This window comes from Streptomyces sp. NPDC054956 (genome assembly GCF_053609185.1).
This window is the reverse complement of the sequence record NZ_JBSGXB010000322.1, coordinates 1-8,240: the sequence shown is the minus strand read 5'-3', so window position 1 is coordinate 8,240 and position 8,240 is coordinate 1. Positions and strand designations below refer to the sequence as shown.

The window sequence follows — 8,240 nt, the reverse complement described above, 5'->3', positions numbered from 1 at the left end:
GCTGAACGGATGAGCACCCAGCACCAGTGGATCACCACGCCCATCACCCCGGACCTCGTGCGCGGCGCCCTCGAACTGGAGCGGACCGCGCACGGATTGCTGCCGCACCGGCTGCCCGCACGGGCCCGCGCGCAGTGCGCCGACCCGCAGTTGGCCATGGCGGAGTCCCAGCCCTCGGGGGTGCGGCTGGTGTTCCGCACCCGGGCCACCGCCGTCGAACTGGACGTGCTGCCCACCAAGCGCGCCTACGTGGGAGCCCCGCCCCGCCCGGACGGCGTGTACGACCTCCTCGTCGACGGCCGCCCGGCCGGGCGGGCCGAGGTCACCGGCGGCAACACGCTGGTCATCGACATGGTCACCGGGACCGCCGAGCACCGCCCCGGCCCGGTCGGCTCCCTGAGCTTCACCGGACTGTCCGACGGAGCCAAGGACGTCGAGATCTGGCTGCCGCACAACGAGACCACCGAACTCGTCGCCCTGCGCACCGACGCCCCCGTGGAACCGGTACCGGACCGGGGCCGCAAGGTGTGGCTGCACCACGGCAGTTCGATCAGCCACGGTTCCGACGCCGCGAGCCCCAGCACCACGTGGCCCGCGCTCGCCGCCTCGCTCGGCGGCGTGGAGCTGATCAACCTGGGCCTGAGCGGCAGCGCCCTGCTCGACCCGTTCACCGCCCGGGCCCTGCGGGACACCCCCGCCGATCTGCTGAGCGTCAAGATCGGCATCAACCTGGTCAACACCGACCTGATGCGCCTGCGCGCCTTCGCCCCCGCCGTGCACGGGTTCCTCGACACCATCCGCGAAGGCCACCCCACCGCACCGCTGCTGGTGGTCTCGCCCATCCTGTGCCCCATCCACGAGGACACGCCCGGACCCAGCGCCCCGGACATGGCGGCGCTGAGTACCGGACGACTGCGGTTCCTGGCCACGGGCGATCCCGCGGAGCGCGCGAGCGGAAAGCTGACCCTGGGTGTCATCCGGGAGGAGCTGGCACGGATCGTCGCACAGCGGGCCGCCGAGGATCCGAACCTGCACTACGCCGACGGCCGCGACCTCTACGGCCCGGCCGACTGCGCGGAACTGCCGCTGCCCGACGACCTCCACCCGGACGCCGCCACCCACCGCCGCATCGGCGAACGCTTCGCCGAGCTCGCGTTCGCCGCCGACGGGCCCTTCGCGCGGCGGCCCGCCGGCCGGGAGTCCTGACACGGGCCTCAGAGGCGGTGCACCGTGTGCAGCTTCTTCGCGTACGTGCCCGTGCCGTCGAGGAGCGAGGCGCCGCCGAGGTCCGACATGGTCGGTCCGTTGCCGGTCTTGCGGCTGGAGAGGAACCGGCGCTGGCCGGCCGTGTCCAGGCCCAGGTAGATGCCCACGTGGTCGACGGTGGCGGTCGGATTGTCGTCGCCGGCATCGGCGTTGAACAGGAGCAGGTCGCCGGGCTGGAGCTGCTGCGCGGCCGGCGGGTTGGTGCCGTCCGTCTGGTCGATCCGCGCACCGGGGGCGTAGTCGACCATGTGGCGGGACTTGCGGGGGAGCCGGGTCCTGGAGGTGTCCTCGCCGGCGGCCACCGGGACGCCGAAGTGGTAGCCGTAGACCATGCGGGTGTAGCCCGAGCAGTCGAGGTTGCCGACCTGCTTGCTGGAGGGCCCGGTGTAGGCGCCGTCGGGGAAGGTCCAGCCGAGGTTCATGTACTCGTGGAAGTCGGCGCCCTCGTAGCGCAGGCCCTGCGGGTCCAGGTAGCCGTACCCGGCCTCGCCCAGCACCTGCTTGCCCGCCGCCGGGCCCGCACCGCCGGTCACGGCCGGCGCTCCCGCGAGGAACATCGCCGCGTACGCCAGGACGTCCGGGGAGGCGGAGGCGGCCCAGCCGCGCACGGTCTGCTCCAGCTCGGGGGTCCAGGTCCCGTCGAACGGCGCGGGCAGCACCCGCACCCAGGTGCCGTGGGTGACGGTCGGGGCCTGCTGCCAGGTGGCGGCGTCCACCTGGAAACGGCTCACCACGAGCTTGACCGGCAGGTTCGTGCAGCCCTGGTTGGCCAGCGCGCGCAGGCCCACCCGCCCCTTGGCGAAGGTCGAGTCGGAGACGTCGGCGGCCCACGCCTGCGGTTCGGCGGAGTCGGTGCGCCACGCCTTGACCTGGATGCGGGCACCTTCGCGGCGAACGCGGATCGTCCAGTTCGTCCCCGCCGGGACGGAGGTGGCCAGGACGGCGGTGGCGGACAGCTGGGTGACGGTGTCGGCGACCTCGCGCTCGACGCGCAGCTCGACCGCGCCGGTGGTCAGGAAGGAGAGCCTGGCCCGGTAGTTGTTGTGGGTGTCCTGGTAGCCGAAGGACAGGGCGTACGAACAGGCCTGGCCCGCGGGGACCTTGTCGAACTTCGCGACCGCGCGGACGTCGACGTCGGTGATCTCGTCGTCCCGGAGAGTGGCGTGACGGCTCGCGAAGTCGGTGGTGAGGGAGATGACCCCGCTCCCCGGCACGACCGAGTAGTCGGTGTCGGCCGGCCCGAGCGTGGACCAGCTGCCGCCGCCCGGGGAAGTGCCCCAGTACTTGCGGTCCGCGACCGGGAGCGCCGGGTCGGGGAGCGTGCGCTGGAAGTCGTCGGCGAAGGCCTGCTTGTTCTCCGTGAAGGTCCGCTCGGGGCCCGTCAGGACGACCGTACGGGCGCCCTTCGTCAGGACCGCCACCCGCTTGCCCGCGGAGGTGACCTCCGTGCGCGCCGGAGTGCCCGGCAGCACGGCCGCCGACAGGGAGCCGAGGGCGGTCTGGGCGAAGTAGGACGGGCCCAGGGGCGGCAGGGTCACCGAGGACCGCGGTGACGTGAGGGACGGCAGGAGGGACGCGTCGGCCTGGGGCGCGACCGCGGTCGCGGCGGCGGGCGCGGCGGCCGGGGCGGAGGATCTGGGCGAGGCCGAGGCGGTCATGCCGCTGAATGGGACGGAGGCGGCCGCGGTGGCGAGAACGGCGAGGACGTTGCGACGGGAGGTGTTCATGCCGTCATGATTTCGGTGGGGCGTTCCGCGCCGTGTGGTACCCCTACGGGCACCCCTAGCGGCCCGTATCGCGCGAAAAGGAGCCGTTGCGCGCCGATCGTCGCGGATCGAGGCACATGTGACGGTCGTGCAGAATCGGGGGGTGACCACACCAGCACAGGGCCCCCGTGAGCGCGGCATCGGACGCGGCGTCAGCACCCTCATCCCGCAGAGCGCCACCGATCAGGCGATGGCGGCACTGACCGGACTGGAGACCGTACCGGTGCACGTCGGACTGCTCCAGGCGGCGGCCCTGCTCCTGGAGGACGCCGCGCGGACCGCCGCCGACGAGCCGACGCGGGCCGCGATGGCGAAGACGGCCCGGATGCTGCGCACCGCCATGTAGCGGCCGGCGGCGCGGGCAACCCCCGCCCCGAGCCGGTCCGTCACGGGGCTGAGGGAGCCCGTCGACGGCGCAGCGCGGTGTGGACGGACCAGCCCGCCGCCGCGCCGACCACGTACCAGAACAGGTCGGGCGCGTTGAAGGTGGAGCCGAGGACGAGGCGGGCGACGGTGCTGTGCCGGGAGAGCTCCGCCGGTACCGGGCCGATCTGGAGGAACTCGACCGCCCAGCTGAAGGCCAGGGCGATGGCGGCGGCCTTCGGGGGAGCCGTCCGCGGCGCGACCAGAACGACGAGGGCGAGGATCAGGACGGTGTACAACGCGTCGCCGCCGTACTTGGCCACGTCCCCGGCCGCCACCGCCCTGAGCCCGAGCCCCGCCCCGACGGTCAGCACCGCGGCCCCGGCGGCCGCCAGGCGGATCGGCGCCGTTCGGAGGGTGGTGCGGTCGGGGGCTGCGGATGCGAGGGTCACGGGCTCATCCTGCCCGGGCCGGGCACGCCCCCCGGAGGCGGGTTCCCGGGAACTCGATGTCCACTGACAGAAGGTGTCAGTGGAGCGTGCGTACCGTCCGGGCATGTCATTCGCCGAGAAGTTCCTGACCGTGCTCCCTCCGATCGAGACGGGCGGCCGGTACGTCAAGCGCTATCACGTCACCGCCGACCCGGCCGGGATCGATCCCGCCGTGGAGAAGGCGGCGTACGCCTTCCTGCCCGGACTGCTGCCGGAGGCCGACGGCACGCCTCCGGCCACGTTCGTCATCGTCCACGAATCGGCGGACGGCAGCGCCTACCTCAACGCGTACAGCTGGGTCTGGGACAACGTCCTGCACTTCGGCGGGGCGGCGGCGGGGCAGCCGGTGCTGGGCTGCCCCGACCGGGACGCGACGCACTTCGTCGAGGTGGACGGCACCTGGATCGGCTGCGTCTGGGAGCTGGCCCCGCTCGGGCACGAACGCGAGGCCTGGGTGCGGCACATGCTCGTGCCCGGGCGACCCGAGGACCGCGATCTGCACGGCTACCTCGCCGACTCGCTGACCACCCCCACCACTTCGGGGGCCGGCCCGGCGTAGCCGGATCGCTATGCGGTGTGCCGCGTGAGCAGTGCGGCCGCGCACTCCTCCGCGAGGTCCTCGGCGTGCGGCGGCAACTCCTTGCCGGCGCGCAGGTGGCGGCGGACCACGGACAGCGGAAGGTCGATCAGGGCCAGGGTGATGCGCTCCCGGTCCTGGGCGTCCGTCGCGCGGAGCGCTTCGACGAGGTGGGCGAGGGCGTCGAACGCGCGCCGGTTGCCCAGGTCCGCGCGTTCGCGGTGTTCCGGGGACCAGTCGGCGCGGCCGAACTCCTCGGGTCCGTAGAGGAGGAGCGAGGCCTCCGGCGGGTGGGAGCGGCTCCAGGACACCACGTGCGGCGCGGCCGCGCGTGCGGCCCGGCCAGGATCGGGATCGCTGCCGAGCGCGGTGAGGAACCCCTCCTGGAAGAGCTCGACGGTGCGCAGCCAGGCCTCGGCGAGCAGCGCCGGACGGCCGGAGCGGCCCGTCTGACCGGGCCCCGCGCGAGGTCAGTCCTCCAGGCGGACCGGCATCAGGAGGGAGAACGTCTCCTCGGTGTCGGTCCGCCGGATAGCCAGGGGCGCCGTCGGGGCGCCGAACTCCAGGAGGAGTTCGTCCCGGGCTCCGGCGGCGAGGGCGTCCAGCAGGAACTCGCGGTTGACGGCGACGAGGCCCTGGCCGTAGTCCCCGTCCTCGCGGACGGTCACCACGCCGTCGGCCCCGACCTCGAGCAGGCTCAGGTCGCAGGCCGCGCCGTCCTGTCCGCGCACCTCGTTCGCGCGGACGGGGCCCGTCTCCACGGCCGTGCGGAAGGCCGGAACGTCGACGAGGGCCCGGCGCCCCGCGGGAAGGCGTACGAGACGGCGGTAGTCGGGGAAGTCGTGGTCGAGGCACTGGCCGGCGGCCTCGCGGTCGCCTGTCTCCAGGGCCACGCGGCCGCCGTCCACGGTGAAACGGACGGACGCCGTCTCGTCGCCCAGCAGCGCCCGCATCGCGTCGGCGAGCGGGGCCGGCACGATGACCTGGACCCGGCCCCCGCCGTGCCCGTCGGTCGCGGCCCGGGCGACGGCCAGCCGGTACCGGTCGGTGGCCACGACGCGGAGCCCCTCGCCCTCGATGTCGAAGAGGACGCCCCCGAGCATCGCCAGCTCGGGGTCGGTGCTCACGGCGAACCGGACCGCGTCCAGCGCGGCGGCCAGTTCGGGCGCCGAGAGGGTCAGCCGGACGGCGCCGGTGAAAGCGGTGGCGGTGGCGGCGGTGGTGGACGAAGTCATGGGGTTCTCCCTGGACGCGAGTAGTGCGCGGACCGCGGAGAACTCGGTGCGGGCATCGGCCAGCCCCCGTTCGAGACGGCGCAGATGCGCCTCGAGCAGCGTCCGGACCAGGTCGGTGTCGGCGCCGGACCAGCCGGCCAGTACCAGCCGGATGTCCGCCAGCGGCATGCCCGCCCGGCGGAGCCGGGCCAGCAGCAGCGACTCCTCGAGCTGCCCGGGCTCGTACCAGCGGTACCCGCTCACCGGATCGACCCAGGCCGGGACCAGTACGCCGGCGCCGTCGTAGAACCGCAGCGCGCTCACGCTCAGTCCGCTCGCCCGGGCCATCTCACCTATGCCGCGCATCTCGCTCTCCACACCCGGAACCCTCATCCCTCCACCAAGTCGAGGGTCAAGCCCACCACGCCCCCCGCTCACGCCGGAGCTTCGAGGTGGGCGACGAGTTCCTCCACGAAGGCCTCCAGATGGGGCGGCCGGGGGCCGGTCCGGGTGGCGCAGAACCAGGTGCGGGTCAGCGGCTTCGCGCCCATGCGGACCAGGGCGAGACCGTGCGAGGCCGCGTACGGGGCGGCCACCCAGTTCGGCAGCACCGTGACGCCCTGACCGCCCGCCACCATCTCGACCACCAGGTCGGTCACCACCGGCATGGTGGTGATGCGGGCCGGCCGCGCCCCGGCGGGGATCGGGAGCGGCATCGACGGAATGCGCTTCTGGTCGTAGAAGTCGTAGAGGACCAGGTCGGCGCCGTCGAAGTCGCGGGCGGTCAAGTGCGCGCGGGAGGCCCACGGGTGGCCCGCCGGGACCACCGCCACCATCTCGTCGTCGAACAGCCTGGTCAGGGACACCCGGTCCATCTGCAGGTCCGGCTTGGTGACCAGGGCCACGTCGACCAGGTCCGCGAGCAGTGCCGGAATCGGCGCGTCGTCGGCGACGGTCTCGATCCGCACGTCGATGTCCGGCTCGCGCTCGCGGAAGGCGCGCAGGACCGGCGGCAGCCACGGGAACGTGGTGCTGCACTGCGCGGCGAACCGGACCCGCCGGTCGCGTCCGTCGCGCAGCTCCCGCAAGTCCCGGGAGGCGGAGGCCAGTTCACCGAGGACGTGGCGGGCGGCGACCAGCAGCCGGCGCCCCGCGGCGTTGGGGACCAGGCGGCGGCCCTTGCGGTCGAAGAGGGGCATGCCGAGGCGGGACTCCAGGCGGGTGAGCCGCTGACTGAGGGCCGGCTGGCTGACGTAGAGCCGCTCGGCGGCGGCCGTCAGCGAGCCGGCCTCGGCGGTGGCGTCCAGGAGCTCCAGGTCACGCAGATCCACATCCATAACGCTGGATTATCACATGCTCCAATTTCCGTCGTGGTGTTATGGGTTGGGGGCTCGTAGCTTTCTGGTGTCAGCAGGTCGGACACCCCGTCCGCCGCCCAGCCGCCCACGAAAGGCGCACCCCATGACCGACACCAGCACCACCAGGAACAGCCGCACCACCACCGCCATCGTCACCGGCTCCTCCAGCGGCATCGGCCTGGACATCGCCCGTGCCTTCCTGGCGAGCGGCGCGAACGTCGTACTCAACGGCCGGGACGCCGATCGCCTCGCCAAGACCGCCGCCGGCCTCGGCCATCCGGAGCGGACCGCGTGGGTCGCGGGCAGCATCGCCTCGCCGGCGACGGGCGAAGCCCTCGTGCGTACGGCGCTGGAGCGCTTCGGGGCGATCGACGTCCTGGTCAACAACGCCGGCACCTTCGAGCCGAAGCCCTTCACCGAGGTCACGGAGGAGGAGCTCGACGGATACCTGACGGGCAACCTCAAGGGCACCTACCTCACCACGCAGGCGGTCGTACGGGCCCTGCGCGCCCAGGGCCGCGGCGGAAGCATCGTCAACATCGGCACGGTGCTCGTCGACCACGCGCTGGCCGGCTTCCCGGCGTCCGCGCCGGTGGTCAGCAAGGGCGGCGTGCACGCGCTGACGACCAGCCTGGCCGCCGAGCTCGCCGCCGACGGGATCAGCGTCAACCTCGTCGCGCCGGGCATCATCCGCACCCCGCTGCACGACGGCCTGGACGTGGACTCCCTCGGCGGGCTGGCCCTGATGAACCGGGTCGGAGAGGTCGCCGAGATCGCCGACGCGGTGCTGTACCTCGCGGGCGCCGGGTTCGTGACCGGGCACGCGCTGCGCGTGGACGGCGGCCACGTCACCGGCCGCAAGATCTGACCATCCCGCCCGACCGGCCCACCCACCCACACATCCACCCACCCGGCCAATCGAAGGAAAGCTGCCGTGCCGTACGTCAACGTCAAGATCACTCGTGAAGGCGCCACCGCCGCGCAGAAGGCCGAGATCATCGCGGGAGTGACCGACCTGCTGGTCAAGGTCCTCGACAAGGACCCCGCCACCACGTTCGTCCTCATCGACGAGGTCGCCCTGGAGGACTGGGGCGTGGGCGGCGTCCCGACGGAGGAGTTCCGCCGCCGCAACCGCTCCCGCGCCGAGGACGCGTAACCGGGGGAGCCGCCGGGGCAACGGGCCGGACGGGGCCTCGCCGCAGTGG

At 73.3% G+C, this 8,240-nt stretch carries 9 protein-coding genes and 1 pseudogene; 5 read left to right on the top strand and 5 right to left on the bottom strand.

Annotated elements, in window-relative coordinates; genetic code table 11:
- The first annotated feature begins 9 nt into the window (after positions 1-9).
- Complete coding sequence (locus ACWGDE_RS32820; protein WP_453392689.1) at positions 10-1,206, top strand: GDSL-type esterase/lipase family protein; 1,197 nt, start codon at positions 10-12, stop codon at positions 1,204-1,206.
- An 8-nt stretch (positions 1,207-1,214) separates the two neighbouring features.
- On the opposite strand, the gene ACWGDE_RS32815 is transcribed toward ACWGDE_RS32820, so the two are convergent.
- On the bottom strand, positions 1,215-2,993 hold the full coding sequence (locus ACWGDE_RS32815; protein ID WP_453392688.1) for an NlpC/P60 family protein: 1,779 nt from the start codon (positions 2,991-2,993) through the stop codon (positions 1,215-1,217).
- 142 nt (positions 2,994-3,135) lie between these two features.
- Here ACWGDE_RS32815 and ACWGDE_RS32810 point away from each other — a divergent pair, with 142 nt between their 5' ends.
- The gene (locus ACWGDE_RS32810; protein ID WP_453392687.1) at positions 3,136-3,378 is read left to right on the top strand and encodes a hypothetical protein; all 243 of its coding nucleotides are present in this window, start codon (positions 3,136-3,138) and stop codon (positions 3,376-3,378) included.
- Positions 3,379-3,418: 40 nt separating this feature from the next.
- On the opposite strand, the gene ACWGDE_RS32805 is transcribed toward ACWGDE_RS32810, so the two are convergent.
- Positions 3,419-3,847, bottom strand: coding sequence for a ribosomal maturation YjgA family protein (locus ACWGDE_RS32805; protein WP_453392686.1), 429 nt, complete (start codon positions 3,845-3,847; stop codon positions 3,419-3,421).
- A 103-nt stretch (positions 3,848-3,950) separates the two neighbouring features.
- Between ACWGDE_RS32805 and ACWGDE_RS32800 the strand changes: the two genes are divergently transcribed.
- Entirely contained in the window at positions 3,951-4,445 is a 495-nt protein-coding gene (locus tag ACWGDE_RS32800) for a hypothetical protein (protein ID WP_453392685.1), read from the top strand.
- Between the two features lie 8 nt (positions 4,446-4,453).
- Here ACWGDE_RS32800 and ACWGDE_RS32795 read toward each other — a convergent pair.
- The 3 genes and pseudogenes from ACWGDE_RS32795 to ACWGDE_RS32785 form a co-directional block, all read right to left on the bottom strand.
- Positions 4,454-4,903 (bottom strand): annotated as a pseudogene (locus ACWGDE_RS32795) (TetR/AcrR family transcriptional regulator); the annotation flags it as partial.
- A gap of 30 nt (positions 4,904-4,933) precedes the next feature.
- Positions 4,934-6,055 carry a DNA polymerase III subunit beta family protein gene (locus tag ACWGDE_RS32790; protein WP_453392684.1) on the bottom strand — a complete coding sequence of 374 codons (1,122 nt, stop codon included), beginning with the start codon at positions 6,053-6,055 and terminating at the stop codon, positions 4,934-4,936.
- 56 nt (positions 6,056-6,111) lie between these two features.
- On the bottom strand, positions 6,112-7,014 hold the full coding sequence (locus ACWGDE_RS32785) for a LysR family transcriptional regulator (protein WP_453392683.1): 903 nt from the start codon (positions 7,012-7,014) through the stop codon (positions 6,112-6,114).
- Positions 7,015-7,138: 124 nt separating this feature from the next.
- On the opposite strand from ACWGDE_RS32785, the gene ACWGDE_RS32780 reads away from it, so the two are divergent.
- Both ACWGDE_RS32780 and ACWGDE_RS32775 read left to right on the top strand, forming a co-directional pair.
- Positions 7,139-7,903 (top strand): SDR family NAD(P)-dependent oxidoreductase, encoded by a 765-nt coding sequence (locus ACWGDE_RS32780; protein ID WP_453392682.1) that lies wholly within the window; start codon positions 7,139-7,141, stop codon positions 7,901-7,903.
- A 66-nt stretch (positions 7,904-7,969) separates the two neighbouring features.
- A complete protein-coding gene (locus tag ACWGDE_RS32775; protein ID WP_453392681.1) occupies positions 7,970-8,191 on the top strand; it encodes a tautomerase family protein in 222 nt (73 codons plus the stop codon).
- Positions 8,192-8,240 lie beyond the last annotated feature (49 nt).

Bases quoted from the DNA above. Each gene is read 5' to 3' on its own strand.
- ACWGDE_RS32820 (WP_453392689.1), top strand. From the start codon at position 10: ATGAGCACCCAGCACCAGTGGATCACCACGCCCATCACCCCGGACCTC.
- ACWGDE_RS32815 (WP_453392688.1), bottom strand. From the start codon at position 2,993: ATGAACACCTCCCGTCGCAACGTCCTCGCCGTTCTCGCCACCGCGGCC.
- ACWGDE_RS32800 (WP_453392685.1), top strand. From the start codon at position 3,951: ATGTCATTCGCCGAGAAGTTCCTGACCGTGCTCCCTCCGATCGAGACG.
- ACWGDE_RS32785 (WP_453392683.1), bottom strand. From the start codon at position 7,014: ATGGATGTGGATCTGCGTGACCTGGAGCTCCTGGACGCCACCGCCGAG.
- ACWGDE_RS32780 (WP_453392682.1), top strand. From the start codon at position 7,139: ATGACCGACACCAGCACCACCAGGAACAGCCGCACCACCACCGCCATC.